This is a genomic window from Rickettsiales endosymbiont of Peranema trichophorum (assembly GCF_004210275.1).
Classification (GTDB): Bacteria; Pseudomonadota; Alphaproteobacteria; order Rickettsiales; family Midichloriaceae; genus RICK02.
This window is the reverse complement of the sequence record NZ_SCFA01000004.1, coordinates 15,321-36,626: the sequence shown is the minus strand read 5'-3', so window position 1 is coordinate 36,626 and position 21,306 is coordinate 15,321. Positions and strand designations below refer to the sequence as shown.

Genomic DNA, 21,306 nt, shown 5'->3' with positions numbered 1-21,306 from the left:
CATATTGCACCTCAAACGTCAACATTTGGCTATAAGCCTTTGCAAAAAACATAAATCGCACGGAAATTGAGACCAGCACTCTAATACAGATATTCAAAATCTAGACTTTTGACGAATGGACCATGTGAATATCGTGTGTCTGTCGCTTCATCCGTTATCACTGGAGAGCCCTCAGCATTCCATACATTGCTATTAGCATTACTTGGATTTTTTGGCTGGCTTTTTCTTCTTTGCGCTTTCTGCAATCAACGAAATTGCCTGGTTTAAATCTATTTCAAATATATTCATTTGGCGTAAGGATGTGTACTGCTTATTACACTCTAAATATGGGCCAAACTTTCCTATTCCTAGAACAATATTTTGTCCTGTCACCGAATCTTTACCTAAAATTTTGGGCAACTCCAACAGGGATTTTGCGATATCTGTTGTGACATCCTCGGGTTTTAAAAATTTTGGGAGTGAGACTCTTCTAACAAGACTATCTTTTTTGGTACCTTTTTTAGTAGCATCTTCGCCAAACTGTAGATAGTACCCATATGGTCCATTTTTAAGCAGAATTTGCTTGCCAGATTTTTCCTCAACACAGATAAGCTTGGACTCTTTGACGCTCTCAGAAGTAGCGTTATCTGTGTTGGTTGTGTCAAGGTTTTTTGCATAAGTGCATGTTGGGTAGTTGTCACATCCCAAAAATGCGCCAAATTTTCCCATCTTTAAATGCAATCTTCCTGTTTTGCATTTTGGGCAAGATGTTGTTGGAGCTGTTTGATCGTCCGTACTAGGGTTTGTAGGAGGAAAAAGGAAATGTTGAAGGTGCGACTCTAAATTTGTGACTATGCCCTGATTGTCAAAAGTCATCACCTCTTTTGTTTTTAAATGAAAATCTGACCAAAAATCTTCTAGCAGAGCCCTCCAATCCTTTTGTCCATTGGCGACATTATCTAAAGATTCTTCCAAATTTGCGGTAAAGTGATACTCAACATATTTGGTAAAATATAGTGTAAGAAAGGCAGTGACTATCCGTCCCCTTACCTCTGGGATGAATCGCTTTTTTTCCAAAGCAACATAATTCCTGGACTGTAAAATTGAGATGATACTTGAATACGTTGACGGCCTCCCTATATCAAGCTCTTCCAACTTTTTGATGAGACTCGCCTCAGTGTAACGTGGTGGAGGCTGGGTCATGTGCTGGTTAGCTTTCATACTAAGAGTGTTTAATGCCTCATATTTGTGAAGCACGGGAAGCCTGTCTTTAACCTCGTCATCAGCTTCGTCCTTTCCTTCCTGGTACACCTTATAGAAGCCATCAAAAATTACGACAGAACCAGTAGCTTTAAATGTACCAGTGTTATTTTGATCGGATATCAATATCGTTGTGATATTAACCTTCGCACTGCTCATTTGACAGGCTATGGTACGTTTCCAAATTAACTCGTACAACTTATATTGATCAGCATCTAAGTAACTTTGTATGCTAGTTGGTTTTAGTGCTATATCAGTCGGACGTATTGCTTCATGAGCTTCCTGTGCGTTTTTACTTTTAGTTTGATACACCCTAGGTGAAGGTGCGCACCGTTCATTACCATAGAGCGATATGATCTCCCTTCGAATACTATCAATGGCTTCTTTTGCAAGGTTAACAGAGTCTGTTCTCATGTATGTAATTAAACCTTTAACCTCTGTCCCTATTGCAATACCTTCATACAACTTTTGAGCAACACGGGATGTATGCTTTGCCGAAAAGCCTAATTTTCTAGCTGCTTCTTGAATTAGAGTCGACGTGGTGAAAGGTGGGCTTGGATGGCGTGCGGTCTCTTTTTCCTGAATGTCTATTACGCTGTATTGATTGTGCTCTAAATCTTTTAGCATAGATTCAGCTTGGATTGAGCCTCCGATGCTAAGCTTCTCAAGCTTCTGTCCCTTGTAATGTGTTAATGAAGCACTGAAATGCTCTTGCACATCCTTCTCTGTACTTGCAAAGAGTGCATCTATGCTCCAGTATTCTTGAATTTGAAATTTGTCTATCTCATCTTCTCTTTCACTGATCAAACGTAGTGCGACAGATTGGACTCTACCTGCGGATTTACTCCCTGGTAGCTTACGCCATAGAACCGGTGATAAGGTAAAGCCAACAAGGTAATCTAGTGCTTGTCTAGCTTGCTGAGCGTGTACTAGATCCATGTCAATGTCTTTTGGGTGAGACAATGCTTCTAAAATTGCCTTTTTGGTCACTTCATGAAAGACAATGCGCTTGACCGTGGTTGATGGTTGGATCGCTTTTTTCATCCGTAATATCTCACTGATATGCCAAGATATCGCTTCGCCTTCCCGATCGGGGTCTGTAGCAAGGTATATCATCTCTGCTTTTTTGGCTTGTTCCACTATCCTCTTAACGTGCTCACCAGACTTGTCTGTCATTTCATAGTGCATTTTAAACTGTGCATCTGGTTCTACTGAGCCGGGTGCAGATGGTAGTCCCCTGATATGGCCATACGAAGACAACACAACAAATTCTTTTCCCAAATACTTGTTTAGTGTTTTTGCTTTAGATGGGGACTCCACGATTAGTAGTTTCATTGTCTATAGTGTTCTCACTCCTTGTATGTTATGAATCTGGTGTAAATGTTTTATCACACTAATTAGGACGGTGATGCGAACACTTCACTAGGTTAAAATAAACCTTAGGAGCGTTACGTCAAGTTGAATGTAAGTGCGAATCAATTTGTAAGGCAATATTTGTGCAGCGAAAGCTTCTATAACATTCCCAGCCTGAGTTACATGGAGGAGTGGGGATGATTAAACAAACACTCATGAAGCTCTTGCTCTGGAACCCTCCCCAGGCGTATCATTTCAAAGCCAATATCGGTGGGTCGAATGATTGTAGAAGAAATACCGCTGCTTGTAGTTGGCGAATCAAGTATCAGTAACTGACCACCAAAACATTGTTCAATCTCTTGTGCAGTATTAAGTGGGGGGTGACTAGATATATTGACGCTGGTCCCGGTAATAGGAAAATCAATCACGCTGATGATATGTCTGACGATATGGGAGTTTGGGACTCTGACAGCTATGTCATGAATATCGTCACGTGGTTTTAATAATGGTAATACCAACGTCAAAGGGCCTGGCCAAAATCTTTGCGCTATTTTTTCAGCATTATGATTTAGGTGGCACAGGGATTTGACATGGTCAATGCCAGCACAGAATATTGGAAGCGCCTTGTCTCTCGCTCTTCTCTTCATTGCAAAAACCTCGTCGATACTTTTTCGATTGGTAGCATCAGCACTGAGAGCGTACAAGGTATCTGTTGGAAGTGCAACTGGCCCACCACCTTTTAAAGTGTCTACTATGAGATTGATGTGTTCTGAAGTATCCCTTAAAATCATAACTTTTGTTTAGCTTCAGTTGGTAGGACTATACTTATTGGTCACATACTCTCCTAGAATGAGTTTAAATTGTTCTACTATGTCGTCTCCTTTTAAAGCACAGACCTGCTTACCTTCTATAAAAACAGGTGCAATAGGTGCTTCACCCTTCCCAGGTAAGCTAATTCCAATGTCCGCGTGTTTGCTTTCTCCTGGTCCGTTCACTATACATCCCATTACCGCTACTTTCATATTTTCTACGCCTGGATATTTTGATTTCCACTCCGGCATCATAGCGCTCACAAAGTCTTGCACTTGTTCTGCCAGATCTTGAAAGAAAGAGCTGCTGGTTCTTCCGCAGCCAGGGCATGATGTGATGGCTGGGCTGAAGCTTCTAAGCCCCAAAGCTTGAAGAATTTCTTTACATACTATCACTTCATTAGCTCGCGATTCTCCAGGTCTTGGAGTGATAGATGCACGGATTGTGTCGCCGATTCCCATACCAAGAAGGATTCCAAGAGCGCAGCTGGTGGTTACAGCACCTTTGATACCGATTCCAGCTTCAGTAAGGCCTAAATGCAATGCGTACTTTGACCTTTTTGCTAGCTCCTGATATACGAATATCAATTCTTTGACAGAGCTGACTTTTGCAGACACAACAATCTTGTCTTGTGGTAGTCCTAGCTCCTCTGCTCTTTTGGCGCTACCAATTGCTGAAGAGATCAGTGCTTCCTGAACTATCTCAGCTGATGACTTGGGGGATGACGAAAGACTGTTTTCATCCATCATATTAGACAAGAGGTCCTGGTCTAGGCTGCCCCAGTTTACACCTATTCTGACAGGTTTATTATACTTGATAGCTTGTTCGATCATAATGTCAAAGTGTTTCTGTCTCTTACTACCAACCCCTACGTTTCCTGGATTGATTCTGTACTTATCAAGAGCTTCTGCACATGATGGTACTTGAGTAAGAAGACGATGGCCATTATAGTGAAAACAACCTACAAGCGGAATGTCATAGCCTGCAGCGGTGATTTTGTCACGTATTTTTGGTAACGTTTCAGCGGACTGAACTGTGTCGACAGTGATCCTGACTATCTCTGCTCCTGATTTGAAAAGCTCTATTGCTTGTTCTGCAGTTGCATTAGCGTCAGTGGTGTCAGTATTAGTCATAGACTGGATGACTACTGGAGACCCTCCACCTATCGGTACGTTTCTAACCAGGACTGTGTTGGTAATATGCCTGTGGAACATGGAGCTAACGTTAAAGGGAAATGCTTTTCAACCATATATGATGCAACAAGTATATCCCTAGCTGTCTAAGTGTCAATAAGTAATCATGACATAAACGATTGGTGAAGTATCACCAAGCCGGCAGTGCTATGCTTTTATTGATCGTATCCACTACACATGCTCCTGTGGTAGAGGTTTGGCCGTCAACCACTGTGAATGTACAGGAATCAGTACCACCCCTGTTGGAGATAGTGAACGTGCCGTTTTTGGGTAGCATGATATTATCGTGGTAACCATAGTCTAGGTATACGGGTTCTTTGCCTGGAATTACAAGCTGAGCACTTGAACCAAAAGCCACGGAGCACGAGTATTTAATATCTTCTACAGGTTTAGGTGGTTGAGGTTTAGGAGATGGGCCGCTATTTCCACCCCATGCAGGAAATATGATATTGTAGGGCATATTTGTGATGACCGCTCCCTCTCTTGCATTTCTACAGTAACCTAGATCACCAGACTCAGATACTATAACGCCTTCATTTAAGATAAGTTTGCATTGGACGCTACCGTCGCCGTTTGTAACATTGATCTCCTCATTATCAGGCAAAAGAACTGTGCCTGTTCCCTGCACCTGTTGTGATGAAGATTTGGCATAACTAAATACTGCGGCTGCATTTCCTCCAATCACTACATTGTACTCCTTGATGGTGAGTGGTACAGGCGTAGGAGTAGGTTGAGGGGTTGGAGTAGGTGCTGGATCTGGAGTAGGGGTTGGAGTAGGTTGAGGAGTCGGAGTAGGTGTTGGATCTGGAGCAGGCGTAGGAGTAGGTTGAGGAGTTGGGGTAGGTGCTGGATCTGGAGCAGGAGTAGGAGTAGGAGTAGGTTGAGGAGTTGGGGTAGGTGCTGGATCTGGAGTAGGCGTAGGAGTAGGTTGAGGGGTTGGAGTAGGTGTTGGATCTGGAGCAGGAGTTGGAGTAGGTTGAGGGATTGGAGTAGGTGCTGGATCTGGAGTAGGGGTTGGAGTAGGTTGAGGATCGTCTTCTGGGCCTGGCTCTCTACCTGGATTCATATTCTCCAGTGGTGCAATACCTCCACCCCATTGAGGGAATGCCAAGAGATATGGTTGCGCTGAATTTGGAATCTCATCACCACTGTCATTCCTTGCTAATATATTGCTCATACCTTGACAAATACCTTTTTTATTGTCCGGTTCTACTATTCCTTCTTTTAATGTTATGACACCATCCCTCACATTGAGTTTACATGATATAGTACTATCATTATTAGTAACCGTGATATCTTGGTCATTTGGTAAGTTCACGATATTATTTTGTGGTGATACTATTTGTTTGTTAGACTTTGAGTTGGATTGGTTATCGCCTTGAACAACAAAGATCGCGCTGGTATCAGGCAGTGTTGGAGGTGCAGGCTGCCCAAGCTCTACCCTGTATATAGTAGACGAAGGTGTCACAGGCTGTGTATTGGAATTAGGGCAAAATGTCAATTCCATATTGAAATCACCAGTGCATACACCTGTTCCATACTCGTCATCGTAGGCGTAGGTATAGGCCCTGCAGGTAGGACGAAGTTGATTTCTAATCATATCGTAATAAGAAGTCTTAAGTATGGGTCCGCTTCTACACGCATCTACAGATGTAGAGTCGCGTGGGCAGCAATATAGTCTAGCGTACTCACTTTTGTTGGTGACTTCTATAGGTTGATTTGGGTTCTTAGGGTCGCTAAAAACATTTCTCAAGCCTCCTTCTGCAGCGAATGTGAGTTTTGAACATGGACTAAAACATCCAAGAACAGTAGTAGGATCATCATGTCTTGAATACTGAAGATTTACGCTACTCATATTGAAGGTGCCTCCATTGAGAAGGGGTAGCTCGCGGTACTGTCCGTTTTGTGATAAATCTTCACCTGTAGGGCATTGATCAAGTGGGAGATTTGGGCAGTCGACGGTTGGGTCAAGCATCACCCTTCCTTTGCCATCTTGGCATAATGTATCTCCAGTGATTGTGATTTGAAACGGCAATGTATAGCCATCTACAAGAGATCCATTCCAAAACGTCACTGGTGGAACTTTTGAATCGATTGCACAAGCTGCTGCGGTTTGTGGATCTAGTGGTGTACCATCTGTAGGATAGCATGAGGGATTTTCAGAGCACTTTGGATTCCTAATATATTGCTGGTTTTGATAAATATTAGGAAACAAGCACCCCCATGTTACCTCAAGCTTGCTGTTGATGTCTGGAGCAAAAGGGAAGTCAGGCCTTTGGTATCCGCTGTTTTGTGCGCTTGGTACTCCTGTACTTTCACCGAGCCTGCAGTCATATCCATATTTGTTGCATCCTTGTTTTGCCCAGAATCTTGTTCCTGCTAGTCCTTCACGGGGGATTGGATAGTCGTGAGAGGTTTGTGGTGCAAGCTCTTTGACGATGTACTTTCCAGCTGTTTGTTTAAAGTCTTGTTGGACCCAAATTGTTTCCGTGCATCTATTTGTGACTCGAAGCCTTGTAGGTTGAGACGTATCAGCGGCAGGTTCAGTAACCAACACACAAATGAGATACATGAAGGAACATATCAGTATTGGGAACTTTTGCATTTTTTTACACTGTTTAACCCCTATACTTTTATAGTAGAGGACCGTATGATGGATTTCAAGCATTAAAAGTATTGTGTATAGGCTGTGTTTGCTTGAAATGTAGTGTGATTGACCTTATAACCTGCTTATTACTGACCAATGTGGCATTTTTATATGCTAAAAAAGATATATAAGCTGTTTGCAGCACAAGAATATAAATCTAAAACGTCCGAAGGGGGCGATATCAAACGGTTGCAGGCATATCATACCGTTCTGTGTGCAAGTGATTTTTATCAAACCTGAGGCAATCTATCTTTAGCAGTGTGTCAGCATTTTCTACAATATCGGTAACTTTTAACCAATCATCTCTTGTCGCTTCGGGACATACTATTGCGATATCGATATCAGACCTATCTTGATGATCGCCGCGGGCCCTGGATCCAAAAAGCCACATCTCATCCACAAATGGTAAATTTTTCAATTGTGTTATGAATTGATAATCTAGGTTTTGGTTCATATATTCTCGATCGTGTACATTCATGCTAGAATGAGTTGCTGTGGGAGCTTGTTATGGGGCAACACAGGCATATGCATAGAGTGCTTTGAACTCAATTTCTGAAATAAGGGTAGTTCAACAACATCTTTACACAAGCTTTTTAATTTTAGTTTGTTTTTAATGAATTTGTATTACACAGAACTCTGTAATAATTCTATTCATTTTTTGTATGGTTGTATATAATAACCTAGGAATGGTGACAGCTAGATTGACGGTTGTGTATGTGTCTGCTAAAGTCTCCGCCAGTTATGACCCAATAGGTTCTCATTGTACTACACAAGCTTCACTTCACCTTCAAGTTGGTGTATTGGGGCTTGGCTACACCACGAATCAGGTGATGCGTGTAAAGGCAGATGGTACGCTAAATGTGTTAGTGCGGTGTAGTATCAATGTCCTCCAAACTATCTATGCTCCTGAGATAGCCTCTTGGCCTGCAGGATGTTTAAAGGAGTTGATACCTCTGGGCTATGGTGCTATTGATATGATGACGGATTATATAGATCTTGGAGCTGTGCTTGATGACATGCCGTGTGCCTTTGGGACATGATGTTGTCAGGAGTATTGCCTCTTATATGTACTTAGAGAATGGAACATCAGCAGAACTGTAACTTGAAACAAGCTTTCCCGTTTGTTAAATGGGTGGGAGGTAAGCGTAGCATCATCCGAGCTTTGTTATCTTCTCTGCCTCCTGTTTTTCAAGATTACTACGAACCATTTGTTGGAGGTGGTGCTATGTTCTTTGCATTGCAGAGACAAGTAAATAAGGCATACCTGTCTGACATTAACAGAGATTTAATCACCGCTTATCAAGTGGTCCAATCACAACCTCAAGAGCTCATTACAAAGCTGACACAGTACCATCAGGAACACTCTAGGGAACGATATTATAGGGTGAGACTTCTAGACAGCTGTGATGAGTCTGTAGAAGTAGCTGCAAGGTTTTTATACCTTAACAAAACCTGTTATAACGGACTGTACAGGGTCAATAAAGAAGGTAAATTCAACGTACCAATGGGAAAGTACGGTCAGGTGAAAGTAGACTACAAAAACATCATGGCGTGTCACAACGTTCTTGCAGATGCAAATATAAGTGTTTGCAATTTCGATCGTATTAGCCCAAAAAAGGGGGATTTGGTATATTTTGATCCTCCTTATCATTTTGAAGAACGTAAAACATTTGTGGATTATTCAAATTCTGGTTTTACGAGTCAACATCAACGTCAGTTAAAAGAGTTCTTTGATGATTTGAGTCAACAAGGAGTTCACCTGATGTTATCAAATTCAAATACAGATATGATCAAAAAGCTGTATAGTAATTACAACATCAAAGTGGTCATGGCACCTAGGCATATAAGCTGTAGAAGTGACCAAAGAGTGGCGGTAACAGAGCTGTTGGTAACAAATTATTAAGGTATGATTGCTATATTACAAGGATAACTCATGCACATTATCTATGATAAATGTTAAAAACGCCGCTTGATATTATTTACAAGGCAAGTCGTGCTGAAGATCATGTGCTAGAGGAGAAATTCCGTAGCATTATTGCAAAACTATACCGATATGAAATTTTTAAGCCCATATTAGATCTAACAGCAACTCTATGCTTCAAAGGCTTACTGACATTTGTGATTTATGATAGGCGTTTCTTTGAACTTGATGAGGGTAACTGTAGAACAATAGAAAGTGGCTATGTTGTTAAAATGCTTAATCGGTTTAGAAGAAATCGTCTTTATACTATTACGATTAAGAGTATACAGCCACACATTATAGTTCACGAATTAGCTCATATGATGGAGAAAGAGTGCATCGAAGACATAGCATCCTTTGATAGATGTATCATGGAGGATGTAAAATCAAACAACACTCGTAGTATCACGCTACAATCTGCTGTGAAGCAGGTATTGGTGGTAGAGGTTAATACTTACCCGGTAGATCAGAGGTCGTCTGAATTATTTGCTCGTTTTTTTCAGTTGGTATCAATGGCCAAAGAGGTCCAGGGATATAAGGCTGAATACAGTTATGCTCTAAAAGACGTATACCAGTTTTTTGAGAGGGTTGTTGCACTATTATCAAAGGAGCTGTTCAACACCGTCCATAACAGTGTTGATAAAAATATAGCTCTATACAGCCAACAATATATTGTACCTGTTGATGATATTGAGCACAAATGGTCGGAGGAAAAAGTACAAAAATTGCACCATCAAGCCAACGCAGCAAAAAAGTGGCAAAAGGCCATCAAATCCATTAAGGATTACTGAAGGTATCATTGTATCAGTTACAAAACCTGTGTGCTCACCCCCATTGCGACAAGTGGTGTATGATGTATAACGTCATTACATCTGCCAAAGATAAAGAAAGCGTTGCAAGTGATGAAAGAACTACAGATGACAAACGTAGAGAGGGAAGTATATGAGTGGTAAAAACCTATTTCAATAGCCAAGCATTTGCTCAGTACCGGTATGGATCACGGGAAAGTCAGTGAGGCGACCGGGTTAACCGAGCGCGAGGTTCAGCTTCTTATATACAAGTGAGAAGATGATATGCGGCTAAGAAGGTTAAATATGAGATTGTACTTGGCTATTAGATTGTTACGTAACATAAGCAAAATCTGCAAGATAATACTTGTTTTGTTGTCATTATTGGTATAGAAACAATATCAAGTGTTTTCGTTAACAATAATTAGAGGAATATTACATTGGTGCAGGTCGTAGTACGTTTTAATAATGTAGATGTAGCATTGAGAAATCTCAAAAGGAAAATGCAAAGAGAGGGGATTTATAAAGTGATGAAGTTAAGTCGTTTTCATGAAAAGCCTTCCCAAGTTCGTGTACGCAAGACACAGGAAGCAATAAGACGAAGAAGAAAATTGGACAGAAAGAGGTTCTTCTAACTATCTGTTTCTTTGCAATGAAATGTGTTGCAAAATGATTAATCATTTTATAGAATCTGGCCTTCAACATTAATCAAGAAGTATAAAGATAAGTAGCATGCCATTATACGAATCCACTTTTATTCTTAGACAGGATATACCAGTACATGATATTCACAAGATTACCGACCACTTCGTGCAGATAGTCCTGAAGGAGGGAGGTTCTCTTGTCAAGAAGGAGTACTGGGGTCTCAGAACTCTATCATATGAAATTAGAAAGAACAAAAAAGGCCACTACATGTTGCTGGGGTTATCGTGTGATGCCCCTGCAGTCAAAAATCTAGAAAGACAGTATAAGATCGATGAAAATGTCATCAACTTTATGACTGTCAAGGTAGATTCTTTAACAGATGTACCATCTCCGATGATGCAGACTCCATCTGATCTTGGGGCGTTGGGCAATAATTATACGGAGTGAGGATTATGACAGAAACAACAGCGGGAATGTTTGATGAAACTATGTCAAATGCTATCCTTTTTAATAGGAAGCATCAGACAAGAGGCCCCCAATCTTGTCCTCTGGATAATCCTGAAAATGGAGAGGTTGACTACAAAAATATACAGCTTTTAAAGCAGTATATTTCAGAGAAGGGAAGGGTATTGCCGAGTCGCGTTTCTTATGTGTCTTCTAAAAATCAGAGAAGGCTGAAGCAGGCTATTCGGAGAGCTAGGAAGCTTGCCTTGTTGCCTTTCACAGTTTTATAAGCTTGGTAGAAGAGGTATAGAATGGAAGTAATTTTGCTTGAAGGTGTAGAAAAGTTAGGTGAGCCTGGTGACATAGTCAAAGTAGCTGATGGGTTTGGTAGAAATTATCTGTTGCCCAGGAGGATTGCTTTGAGGGCCACTAAGACAAATATGGAGATTTTTGAGAAGCAGCGTGAAGAGATCATCAAGAGAAATATTGCCAAAAGAGAAGAAGCTGCTTTAGTAGCACAAAAACTCGAGGGTGTATCGGTTGTGTTGGTACGTCAAGCTGCTGAAGATGGGAAACTGTATGGTTCGGTTAGTGGCCGTGATATAGCGAAGGGCCTGTTAGATGTCGCTGGTGTGGAGCTTGAAGCCTCTCAGATTGTGCTTACGGATAGATTTAAGGAAATAGGAATGTATGATGTAGCAGTTGCCTTGCATCCTGAGGTAAAGGTAAAGGTAGGTTTGCAGATATCTAGAATAGACCAGGATTCAGTGCACAGCTGATAGTATAGAAAACTAAGCTCAGAGAGAGAGTAGAAGTAGGGCTTGTGGGTGTGTTCTTATTGGTCCCGACGGTTAGTGGCAGTACAGCTGCTATGAAGCGTCTTGCCTCTGAATACATATACATATAGATGTAAAGGCAATGTGGGGTCTGCAGAATCCAAACACACAAAAGCAGTCCTAGGTAGGATAACAGAATACTCAAAGCCGTGTAACTATGAAAGCTGGCATGTCAATATTGAAAGTGCGGTATTCTTTTGACAATGTGTGAACTCTTATCCAGAATGATTGTTGCACTTCAATATGGGGTGCAACTGCGACACTTAATTTGATTTGTATACTGATGGTACGAAAACAGTTTTTGGAAATAAAACGTAGTACAGCCCACTTTTGTTCATAGTGCATGCGAGTTTTTCCGCTATCTTGCCCCTACCATAAAATATATCCCCTCTGATAGCTCCTTTAATTGCACCGCCAGTGTCTTGTGCAATCATCAGTCTGTTATATGGAATAGATGGTAATGCGTCAATTTTGGGGGATTCAGTCTCCAACCACATTGGAACTCCATAAGGATATAGCTTGTAATCTATCGCCATCGATCTTTCAGCAGTTAAGGGAATACCTTGTCCACCAATTGGCGTTTCTCCATGTATTTGCTTAAAAAAAACGTACGACTGATTTTGCTCAGTCAGTTCAGTAGCTTCCTTTGGATTTGTGTGTAACCAATGCATCATGTCTACACCAGAGTGTATTCTTGTCTTTGCATAGTCCTTAAACAAAGGACCTATAGCAAGATACGGATGACCATTTTTACACGCATATCCCAATTTCATCTGTCCTCCTCCTGCCAAATGTACAATCCCTGAGCCCTGAATATGCATGAAGAGGAGACGTGCTTTGTTGTCCACATAGACTAATTCCAGTCCTTTGTTTTTTAAAGCACCATTGTTAATGGCTCTGTGTGAAATACTGCTGGTACCCCTAATGATATCAATATCTTGAGGGCAAGCGTACACAGGGTGTTGATACTTTTTGGTTTTCTTTAAACTACCACGAAGCTCAATTTCATAGTATCCTGTAAATTTACCAGTCGAGGTTCCAGTTATATCCTTAACAAGATACGGGATGAACCAGCGCTCAAAAAATTTTCTTGCTAAATCACTGTTCGTAATTTTACTGTCCAGCACATCTTTGCATGGTGCTACCCAATCTTGCACCTTACCACCCAATCTTGTTAAATTGCTGATAGGCTGATCTGGATCTTGTCTAATGAATATCTTACAAGATCTTTTAAAAGCTTGTAGCGCTTCGTATTGAGTATCATAGCCCCACTGATTGAGGTCATCAAAACTCGACTTCACCAATTGTATTTCAACTGGTTTGTCTTTTGTAGTGGTCATATGAACACACCCCACCAATCCTAAGGATAGGCAGAACAGTATGAGACAGAGATTAGCCCTACCAATCATAACAAGGAATCTAGACATTCAATCGATGTGCTTAGTTATGGATTCTGTATGCTTTTCGTGTCCACTAATTGCCAGATGTTTGTGCTAGTTTTTAAGTGCTTACTAAACACCCAAACATCTTCTATGACACTGACGTGTGAGGAATCACCAGATATTAAGGTGCCATCTTTGCTTTTTGTGACTGCAATTTGCTCGCTTATAAAGCGGACAGTAATAGTGAGAACATTATTATGAAGCTCTGCATCTATGATATCGGAGTTGTTAAGCTTTACTATGGCAACTTCATATACATCACCCACGCTCTCTCTTTGCTCTATTTCCTGCACAAATGCTTCAAAGATAGTGCGACTTAACAACTTGTTGAGCGTTTCTCTATCACCATTGGCAAAGGCCTTAACTATCATCTCAAATGCATAGCGTGCACCTTCAACAAAATGCTCAGGATCAAAGTTACTGCTTATTTTTCTGACTTCATCAAATACATCTCGCACGTTTTGAGGCAATGATGCTTCAAAAGCAGATGCTATATTGATATTAAAAAAAGACCTGGCTTTTGTATTCTCTGACGTTCTTTGTTGCTGGTGACGATCACTCTCATCTGCAGTTCCAAAGACTTTGAGTAACTTACTGAACAATACAACTGTGATAATTGCAAATAAGAGCGTAACCAAGGTGTCGGACATTATACTACTTGAAACTAGTCATGTTATTATAAATGAATTCAGATAGTTTTACCAGATAATATTCGTATTGTACAAGCATATTTCCTAGACACTTGGATTGTCACGAGTAAATAATCTGACTTCCTCCGCAATACATTATAATAACCTGTTTCTGTTGAATGAAATGTTCTGATCGTATCAACTCTATAAGAAGGTCAGGCCCTGTTATAGGCGTCTATGAACCGTACATATCACTTGACACATTACCTCATCAGACATATACTGTGCGAGGCTTGAAAATCATAAGCTCGTACTCGTAGCTAAGCAAGTAGTCTTAAAAAAAGCACTAAGCCTGTTAGGGTTGTTTCGAGTTTCTTTCCTGCTTTTCCTGTCGTCCAAGAAAGTGATGCGCATTCGTGTACAACACTACTTCATAACCTTTCTTATGTGTACTTTATTGCCTGTATGTTTGCTTTAAGTAGTAAGTATTTGCCAATTTATATGTGGATGGTATCGCTCTTATTTTTTGCGTATCAGTTTATTCTTCGTCTTCTGCCTGGTATTGCTATGCAAGAGATCACGCAGCAACTATCCATCAACGCAACTGATCTGGGAGTTCTTGCTGCATTTTACTATTACGCATATTCAGGTATGCAAATTCCAGTTGCTGTGCTGCTTGATAAATGTGGCGCGCGTCGTGTGATTTGTATTTTTGCTATATCGTGTGGAATGGTGACATTACTTTTCACGTATACGACTAATTTTTACATTGCCTTATTAAGTAGATTCTTGATAGGTGTCTGTTCAACAGCCGGATTTTTAGGGGTCTCAAAAGTGATATCTGAGTGGTTTGATAAGGACCAATATGTAAAAATGATGGGATTTTCATTCACCTTTGGGTTACTAGGTGCGATATACGGGGGAAAGCCTATAAGCATTTTGGTGGAACAGTACCAATACCAGAATGTAGCCACAGTATTAGGTCTGATCTCAATTGCTATAGGAATACTTGTATATTTGATGTTGCGTTCACCTAGTCACTTAACCTCTGAAACGGTGAGTAATGAACAAATCAAGTGGTCAGATTTGAAATTTCTACTGCACTCTAAAATAATTTGGTTCCTTGGGATCTGCAATTTGCTTATGGTTGGCTCACTAGAAGGCTTTGCAGATGTTTGGGGAATACCGTATTTGGTCACCGCATATGACATTGGAAAGAGTGAAGCAGCTGGAATTGTATCTCTGCTGTTCCTGGGTATGGTATGTGGAGGCCCTGTAATAGCATGGTTAAGCAAAAAATGTGGTAGTTATTTCATGATCACCGTATGTGGTCTTGTCATGACATTTATGATGATGTTATTGATCATGAGATTAACAAATAACGTCTTATTGTTGTCTGCATTTTTGTTTATCATAGGTATCATGTGCTGTTATCAGGTCCTAATCTTCGCAGTAGGTTCTGATCTTGTTCCACCCAAAAGCTTAGGGGTGTGTATAGCATTTCTGAACAGTGTCAACATGTTAGGAGGCTCTTTTTTTCATACGCTTATAGGTAAAGCGATGGATACGTTTGCTGATTCAGAGACGGTTGGTGGCACTTATAGTATTATAACTTATCAGTATGCGCTAAGTATAATACCAGTATGCGCATTTGCCGGAGTTATAATCATAATGGGTATCAGACTATCCATTAGAGGCTCTTCCTCTATTATCAAGTGATGCTGAATGCTATTGTATTCGTGCCATACTATTCCTTTGTGGCAGATTTCGTATAGCTCCAAGATATGAAAAGGCTGACGGGTATAATGATTGCACAACCAGCGTATACGTTAATCGACGGCACTTCGTTAAATAAAGCATAACCTAGCGTTGCAGATAGTAAAAGCTCTAAATACCTGTATGGTGCTACTACAGAAGCTGGTACATATGAAAATGCTCTCAATATGCAGTATAGTATCAGGTTACTTCCAATCCCCAACACCATAGCAAGTATGACGTCCTGTGTTGTTGGAACGATCCATACAGTATAGGCGGGATACACACCCAACAATCCACTGATCGATGTGGAATAAAAAAGCATTGATAACATGCTCTCTCGAACAATAAACGATTTGTTGATAACATCGAGGGTTGCAAACATCAGGGTGGCTACGATTAAACTTAAGCATGCAGGATTAAAGGAGACATAGGGTGCTAATGTGATGTAAATACCTATGCATCCTATAAACGTTGCTATCCATAGCTGAGTACTGATCTCTTCCTTTAAAAATATGTATGCAAGTACTAAAATAAACAAAGGTAGCGTAAAGCTGATGACTGTGACCGTGGAGATTGGTACTGTGCTCATCCCCCAAGCCCACATGTTGATGGCTATGAATACTAATGCCCCTCTGATCAAATGAATAAGCTTGTGAGATGTTTGAACAGAACTCAAACCAAAGTATAATATGAAGGGGATTAAAAAAAGCGCACCAAGAGAAAACCGCAAAAAGGCGATTTCAGGAAAAGGTAACTTGGTTCCAAGAAACTTAACAGTAGTGTCATTAAATGCGCTGACTACTAAATTGAGTATAAACCAAAAAAGACCTAGACTATATTGACGAAGTGTCATGAAAACGTTAGCGCCTAATTTTGCTTGTTATAAGTGTCTAGAACCTTAGCGGCGATCTTGTCAGTAGTCAGTCCAAAGTGCTCAAATAAAGAGTTTGCAGGTGCAGATTTACCAAAGCTCTCTAGTCCTATAAACAGTCCATTCTCCCCTATTATTCCTTCCCAGCATTGTATCACGCCTGCTTCTATTGCCACCCGTAGTTTTGCATTTAATAAGGATGACACGTATTTTGCATCTTGCTTTTTAAAGAGTTCAAAGCATGGGATTGAAATCACTCTTGTCCCTATACCATGCTTTTCTAAGTTTTCTGCGACGCTCACGGCTAATTCCACTTCAGAACCAGTTGCAAAGATGGAAATGCAGTGTGGGCCATTGTTATTTCTTATGATATACGCACCTCTGATACAAGGATTGTCAGGTGTATCAGTGTTTCTAATTTGTCTGACATTTTGGCGGGTTAGTGCTATTAGGGATGGTCCACTGTCATTTTGTAAGGCTAACTCCCAGCATTCGATCGTTTCAATTACGTCACAAGGACGAAAGACTTGAAGATTAGGCATTGCTCTAAGGGCCGCCAATTGTTCTATGGGCTGATGAGTTGGCCCATCTTCTCCTAGTCCTATAGAGTCGTGTGTCATAACGTATATGGACTGTAACTCCATCAAGGCTGCCATTCTTATAGCGGGACGACAGTAGTCTGTAAATGCAAGAAAGCTGCCGCCGTACGGAATGAATGTGCCGTGAAGTCGCAAGCCGCTCATAATAGCGACCATAGCGTGTTCCCTAACACCGTAATTAATGTAATTCCCTGAATAATCATCAGCAGTAATTGAAGTATGTCCGGCTACTTTAGTATTCGTAGAGTGAGCAAGATCTGCAGAGCCACCAATTACATGTGGAATAGTCTCAGCAATGATCTCAATGACTCTCTCCGATGATTTCCTGGTTCCTTCTGTGATATTTTGAGTGGACAAGAAAGACTTCAAACGTGAAATTCTTGAGGCAAATTCTAGTGAAGTATCAACGTGAAAAGGATCGGCTCTGTTTGCATCCAAGTGATTGAGCCTAGCGTTAGTACACCACTCTTCATAATCCCGTATCGTCCTGGTATAAAAATTTCTCCAAGCGTCAAGGGTACCCTGTGGAATTGCAAAATCAGAATATTTCCATCCTAGCTTTTCTTTCATTAGCTCTATTTCTGTCTGACCTAGTGGAGCGCCATGTGCAGCTGATGTACCTTCTTTTGTTGGTGCTCCATACCCTATTTTTGTTTTGCATGCTATCAATACAGGTGCGCTTGAAGACTGAGCGGCCTGTAGAGCACTAAAGATTTGATTGTGATCATGGCCGTCAATTTCGATCGTACGCCAATTTGAAGCTTCAAATCTTTTTAATTGGTTATCAGAAGTTGAAATAGATGTCGAACCATCTATTGTTATTCCGTTATCGTCGAAGAGTACGATCAAATTTTTGAGTTTTAAATGACCTGCAAGGGATATTGCTTCTTGGCTGATACCCTCTGCAAGGCATCCATCTCCAACTATCACGTATGTGCGATGATTGATCATATCATCACCAAATCTTGCATTTAGCATTCTTTCGCTCAATGCTATACCAACAGCATTTGCGAGTCCCTGGCCGAGAGGTCCAGTTGATGCTTCTACACCGCTTGCGATACCATGCTCTGGATGTCCTGCCGTTTTAGAGTGCATCTGTCTAAATCGCTTTAACTCTTCTATTGTCATGTCTTCATAACCTGTAAGGTATAGTGCTGCATACAATAAAGCAGAGCCATGTCCAGCAGATAGAATCAGTCTGTCTCGATTTGCCCATAGGGGGGCCTTAGGATTAAATCTAAGGAAATGTTGGTATAGCACCGTAATGACATCTGCCATCCCTAGAGGCATGCCGGGGTGTCCGGATTTCGCTTTTTCCACCATGTCAACGGCTAAAAACCTCACGGCATTTGCTAAAAGTTTTTTCATACTACACACAAAAAATAAAGTTAGCGTACTTTATATACCTTAGTGACTGTACAATCAACTGTATTTGCTAGAAGTATGATAAAACATGGTTGACACATCAAAAAAAGATTTTAAGATCAGAGTTATAGGGTAGTAAAAACAACGCGCATGAAAAAGCTAACGATACCATGTGACTTCCACGGGGTTAACGCACCTTTCACGGTTTATATAGGTAATCCCGAACCTGCTCACCACCCTCTCCAATTTCAGTCGCAGTGGTTAAGCAAGGAAAGAGGGGGTGCGATTCCTCAGGAGTTTATGGAGAGCCTTCAAAAGATAAAGGAAATAGCTGACAGGAATAATGTATCGTTTGAAGAGCTGTGTACGTACGCATTGACCGCTTCTACTACCGCTTCTACTACCGCTTCGGAGGCTGCTAATGCAGGTGGAGGAGGAAGTATAGGTGATGGTAAATAAGATTGTATAGATTTACGACCTTTTAGTATCTTACCAATATATTTTCACTGAAAAGTGAGTACTGTTGTGGCTCTAGTTGTATGAGCTGTGAATTCAGATTGGATTGTGGATACCCTTAATGTGTTGACAGTGACTAGTCAATGGGCTATAAGCTAGGACTTGCTAGAGCTACAACAAAAACAACAAGTGAAAAATGAGACAGATCTTTGTAAACATGATGAAGTCACTTTGGTTACTGTCCGTCATGGTGATTGGTCTTGCTGCTTGTGAGGATAGCTCAAGCAGTGATCGTACCATAAGGTTCGCAACATCAGGAGACTATCCTCCATTTGAATACTATCAAGAGGGTAAGCTTGATGGTTTTGACATACAGCTAGCGAAGTTAATAAGCAAAGAAATGGGAAGAGAAGCGGTGTTTCAGGATATGCAATTTAGCGGTATATTAGCTGCTTTACAAGGTGGGACTGTTGATGCAGGGATTGCTACGATTGCAATTACTGAAGAACGAAAGCGGCAGTTTGATTTCTCAAAGCCTTATTATGCTGAAAACATAGCTGTGATTTTTAAGAGCGATGAGCCGGTTTTAGACAGAGCAGATCTAGTAACGAAAAAGATGGCATGTCAGTTAGGTAGTGTCATGGAAGGATGGCTTAGAAATAAGGTGGGCCATAAGAGTATTGTGGTGATGGATCAAGCAACTCAGGCTGTAGAATCCTTAAAAGCAGGGCATGTAGAGGGAGTTGTTGTAGATGGGGTACAAGCCGCTGCATTTATTGCTAAGAATCCAAATTTATCGTATAACATTGTTGAAAAATCTGATATAGGTTACGGCATTGCTTTTAAAAAAGGCAGCCCTTTGGTTGAAGAGGTCAATAAAGCTTTAAATACTTTGATAACCAAAGGTGAGTTGAAGCGTTTGGAAGAAATGTTCTTAAAGCAGGAATGAGAATTACTGAAACTGTGATGATTTAAAAGCTTGTGATGTCCCACGTACTGTTTATAGGTTATGGTATCTTTGTGACCATCCAGCTCCTGTTTGGTGGAATATTGATAGGATCGTTTATAGGCATGATGCTCTCAATATTAAGATACAAGAATATTGGGACACGTGTCATCAATCTGATAATATCTGTTTTAAGAGGGACACCTCTAATACTACAACTCAGTTTTGTATACTTTTCGGTGTCTAGTATCATTGGTATGAAGTTAAATATCGTTGCTGCAGGTGTTGTGACTTTCGGCCTTAACAGTTCGGCTTACATTGCAGAAATTATTAGAGCTGGTATTGAAAGTCTACCAAAGGGTCAGTTTGAAGCGGCCAAGACACTCCAAATACCAACGTTCTACATGTGGAAGGATATTATACTACCACAGGTATTTCGAAGCATATTGCCTGCGATGGTGAGCGAGGTGATCGCACTATTAAAAGAAACAGCATTGATTGCTACGATAGGCGGTATGGATATTATGAGGCGAGCCCAGATTGTTTCTGCAGAGCAGTTCACGTATTTTATGCCGCTGTGTATTGCGGGAGCGTACTACTATAGTCTCGTCATCTTCATAGAGTATATAGGTAAGAGAATAGAAATGAGTTACAAGATTCGTTGAAAATGTTAAAGATATCTGGTATTTCTAAAAGCTTTGGAGCGGTTAAAGTCCTAAATAATCTGAGTCTGATCGTGCAAGAAGGGGACGTTTTAGGTCTTGCTGGACCTTCTGGGTGCGGCAAGTCTACTTTGTTACGTTGTATACAGGGACTGGAGCCGGTAGATGAAGGGTCGATCGAGTGTGATGTAGGCACGGCCTTTATGTTTCAAGATTTTCAGCTATTTCCACATATGAATGTACTGAAAAATCTCGTATACGCTCCTACACTCCATGATACAAAAAAAGCACATACCATAAGGGCAATGGAGATTCTCAAAAGTTTAGGTATGGCACATAAGGTGAACGCATATCCTTCCAGCCTTTCAGGCGGTCAAAAGCAAAGGGTTGCCCTGGCTAGAAGTTTGATGATGTCTCCAATGCTATTACTGTGTGACGAGCCGACTTCAGGTTTAGATGTTGCAACTACTTTGGATGTTGTCTCGTTGTTGGAATCTGTGCGTGTAGAAGGTATGACGATGGTGATAGCTTCTCATGATCTCGATTTTTTAGTGAAGATAGCAAACCGAATACTAGTCTTGAAGGAAGGGGAAATAGTAGCGGACACAAATCCTAAAACGATAGAATCACCTATTTGTTATCTCAAAAATTACTACTGATATA

General features: G+C 40.8%; 21 protein-coding genes. 12 read left to right on the top strand and 9 right to left on the bottom strand.

The window, feature by feature from the left end; translation table 11 throughout:
• Positions 1 to 198 precede the first annotated feature (198 nt).
• From topA to EDM53_RS00430, 5 genes are all read right to left on the bottom strand, one after another.
• Positions 199 to 2,574 (bottom strand): type I DNA topoisomerase, encoded by a 2,376-nt coding sequence (topA, locus tag EDM53_RS00450; protein WP_130121355.1) that lies wholly within the window; start codon positions 2,572 to 2,574, stop codon positions 199 to 201.
• Between the two features lie 197 nt (positions 2,575 to 2,771).
• A complete protein-coding gene (locus EDM53_RS00445) occupies positions 2,772 to 3,383 on the bottom strand; it encodes an L-threonylcarbamoyladenylate synthase (protein WP_130121353.1) in 612 nt (203 codons plus the stop codon).
• Between the two features lie 15 nt (positions 3,384 to 3,398).
• Positions 3,399 to 4,616 carry a flavodoxin-dependent (E)-4-hydroxy-3-methylbut-2-enyl-diphosphate synthase gene (gene ispG / locus EDM53_RS00440; RefSeq protein WP_130121351.1) on the bottom strand — a complete coding sequence of 406 codons (1,218 nt, stop codon included), beginning with the start codon at positions 4,614 to 4,616 and terminating at the stop codon, positions 3,399 to 3,401.
• Positions 4,617 to 4,725: 109 nt separating this feature from the next.
• Positions 4,726 to 7,152 carry a thaumatin family protein gene (locus tag EDM53_RS00435; protein WP_165379495.1) on the bottom strand — a complete coding sequence of 809 codons (2,427 nt, stop codon included), beginning with the start codon at positions 7,150 to 7,152 and terminating at the stop codon, positions 4,726 to 4,728.
• A gap of 271 nt (positions 7,153 to 7,423) precedes the next feature.
• On the bottom strand, positions 7,424 to 7,696 hold the full coding sequence (locus EDM53_RS00430) for a nucleotidyltransferase domain-containing protein (RefSeq protein ID WP_130121347.1): 273 nt from the start codon (positions 7,694 to 7,696) through the stop codon (positions 7,424 to 7,426).
• 208 nt (positions 7,697 to 7,904) lie between these two features.
• On the opposite strand from EDM53_RS00430, the gene EDM53_RS00425 reads away from it, so the two are divergent.
• The 7 genes from EDM53_RS00425 to rplI all read left to right on the top strand — a co-directional run bounded on the left by EDM53_RS00425 (position 7,905) and on the right by rplI (position 11,858).
• Positions 7,905 to 8,282 (top strand): hypothetical protein, encoded by a 378-nt coding sequence (locus EDM53_RS00425; RefSeq protein WP_130121345.1) that lies wholly within the window; start codon positions 7,905 to 7,907, stop codon positions 8,280 to 8,282.
• 38 nt (positions 8,283 to 8,320) lie between these two features.
• Positions 8,321 to 9,145: a DNA adenine methylase gene (locus EDM53_RS00420; protein ID WP_130121343.1), complete on the top strand. Its 825-nt coding sequence runs from the start codon at positions 8,321 to 8,323 to the stop codon at positions 9,143 to 9,145.
• 50 nt (positions 9,146 to 9,195) lie between these two features.
• A complete protein-coding gene (locus EDM53_RS00415; RefSeq protein ID WP_130121341.1) occupies positions 9,196 to 9,993 on the top strand; it encodes a WD_0702 family putative metalloprotease in 798 nt (265 codons plus the stop codon).
• Between the two features lie 440 nt (positions 9,994 to 10,433).
• Entirely contained in the window at positions 10,434 to 10,625 is a 192-nt protein-coding gene (gene rpsU / locus EDM53_RS00410; protein WP_130121339.1) for a 30S ribosomal protein S21, read from the top strand.
• Between the two features lie 97 nt (positions 10,626 to 10,722).
• Entirely contained in the window at positions 10,723 to 11,082 is a 360-nt protein-coding gene (gene rpsF / locus EDM53_RS00405; RefSeq protein WP_130121337.1) for a 30S ribosomal protein S6, read from the top strand.
• A 5-nt stretch (positions 11,083 to 11,087) separates the two neighbouring features.
• The gene (rpsR, locus tag EDM53_RS00400; protein ID WP_130121335.1) at positions 11,088 to 11,369 is read left to right on the top strand and encodes a 30S ribosomal protein S18; all 282 of its coding nucleotides are present in this window, start codon (positions 11,088 to 11,090) and stop codon (positions 11,367 to 11,369) included.
• A 21-nt stretch (positions 11,370 to 11,390) separates the two neighbouring features.
• On the top strand, positions 11,391 to 11,858 hold the full coding sequence (gene rplI / locus EDM53_RS00395; protein WP_130121333.1) for a 50S ribosomal protein L9: 468 nt from the start codon (positions 11,391 to 11,393) through the stop codon (positions 11,856 to 11,858).
• A 320-nt stretch (positions 11,859 to 12,178) separates the two neighbouring features.
• Here rplI and mltA read toward each other — a convergent pair whose 3' ends face one another.
• Together mltA and EDM53_RS00385 are read right to left on the bottom strand one after the other, a co-directional pair.
• Positions 12,179 to 13,255, bottom strand: coding sequence for a murein transglycosylase A (gene mltA, locus EDM53_RS00390; protein ID WP_165379494.1), 1,077 nt, complete (start codon positions 13,253 to 13,255; stop codon positions 12,179 to 12,181).
• A gap of 104 nt (positions 13,256 to 13,359) precedes the next feature.
• Positions 13,360 to 14,007, bottom strand: a complete 648-nt coding sequence (locus tag EDM53_RS00385; protein ID WP_130121329.1) for a Tim44/TimA family putative adaptor protein — start codon at positions 14,005 to 14,007, stop codon at positions 13,360 to 13,362.
• A 444-nt stretch (positions 14,008 to 14,451) separates the two neighbouring features.
• Between EDM53_RS00385 and EDM53_RS00380 the strand changes: the two genes are divergently transcribed.
• A complete protein-coding gene (locus EDM53_RS00380; RefSeq protein WP_130121327.1) occupies positions 14,452 to 15,705 on the top strand; it encodes an MFS transporter in 1,254 nt (417 codons plus the stop codon).
• 28 nt (positions 15,706 to 15,733) lie between these two features.
• Here the strand turns inward: EDM53_RS00380 and EDM53_RS00375 are convergent, their stop codons facing one another.
• Positions 15,734 to 16,597, bottom strand: coding sequence for a DMT family transporter (locus EDM53_RS00375; protein WP_130121325.1), 864 nt, complete (start codon positions 16,595 to 16,597; stop codon positions 15,734 to 15,736).
• A 14-nt stretch (positions 16,598 to 16,611) separates the two neighbouring features.
• Positions 16,612 to 18,582, bottom strand: a complete 1,971-nt coding sequence (gene tkt / locus EDM53_RS00370) for a transketolase (RefSeq protein WP_130121323.1) — start codon at positions 18,580 to 18,582, stop codon at positions 16,612 to 16,614.
• A gap of 147 nt (positions 18,583 to 18,729) precedes the next feature.
• Here tkt and EDM53_RS00365 point away from each other — a divergent pair, with 147 nt between their 5' ends.
• The 4 genes from EDM53_RS00365 (at position 18,730) to EDM53_RS00350 (ending at position 21,302) form a co-directional block, all read left to right on the top strand.
• The gene (locus EDM53_RS00365) at positions 18,730 to 19,038 is read left to right on the top strand and encodes a DUF2610 domain-containing protein (RefSeq protein WP_130121321.1); all 309 of its coding nucleotides are present in this window, start codon (positions 18,730 to 18,732) and stop codon (positions 19,036 to 19,038) included.
• A gap of 193 nt (positions 19,039 to 19,231) precedes the next feature.
• A complete protein-coding gene (locus tag EDM53_RS00360; protein ID WP_130121319.1) occupies positions 19,232 to 19,984 on the top strand; it encodes an ABC transporter substrate-binding protein in 753 nt (250 codons plus the stop codon).
• 35 nt (positions 19,985 to 20,019) lie between these two features.
• The gene (locus EDM53_RS00355; RefSeq protein WP_130121317.1) at positions 20,020 to 20,646 is read left to right on the top strand and encodes an amino acid ABC transporter permease; all 627 of its coding nucleotides are present in this window, start codon (positions 20,020 to 20,022) and stop codon (positions 20,644 to 20,646) included.
• 2 nt (positions 20,647 to 20,648) lie between these two features.
• Positions 20,649 to 21,302 carry an amino acid ABC transporter ATP-binding protein gene (locus tag EDM53_RS00350; RefSeq protein WP_130121359.1) on the top strand — a complete coding sequence of 218 codons (654 nt, stop codon included), beginning with the start codon at positions 20,649 to 20,651 and terminating at the stop codon, positions 21,300 to 21,302.
• Positions 21,303 to 21,306: the final 4 nt, after the last annotated feature.